The organism is Psychrobacter sp. TB55-MNA-CIBAN-0194 (assembly GCF_040309505.1).
GTDB classification, from domain to species: Bacteria; Pseudomonadota; Gammaproteobacteria; order Pseudomonadales; family Moraxellaceae; genus Psychrobacter; species Psychrobacter fozii.
Genome location: NZ_JBEOOW010000064.1, coordinates 1 through 368, shown reverse-complemented (window position 1 = coordinate 368; position 368 = coordinate 1). Strand labels below are relative to the sequence as shown.

The window sequence follows — 368 nt, the reverse complement described above, 5'->3', positions numbered from 1 at the left end:
GCTTATACTACCGATGAGGTAGGCATACTGTTTAACGACTTTAATCACATGATTAATCAAATTAAGCACTATCAAGAGCAGCTAGAAGAATATAAGCATCACTTAGAAGACAAAGTAGAGAGCCGTACTAAGGCACTTGAATCAATGAATAGTAAGCTTGAAACAGCCATCGCTCAAGCAGAGCAAGCAAACCAGCTTAAGAGTCGTTTTTTAGCCAATATGAGCCATGAAATTCGCACACCCATGAATGGGGTGTTGGGAATGCTTAATATTGTTAAAGCAACCCAATTAGATCAACAACAAAAGCATCAGATTAAACTTGCGCAATCATCTGCAGAGTCATTATTAGGAATTATTAATGATATTTT

The 368-nt window shown here is 37.0% G+C and carries 1 protein-coding gene; it reads left to right on the top strand.

What is annotated here, in order from left to right; translation table 11 throughout:
* Positions 1-48 precede the first annotated feature (48 nt).
* Positions 49-368: histidine kinase dimerization/phospho-acceptor domain-containing protein (locus tag AAEY75_RS14265; RefSeq protein WP_352259931.1), on the top strand; the 320-nt coding region annotated here is incomplete at its 3' end.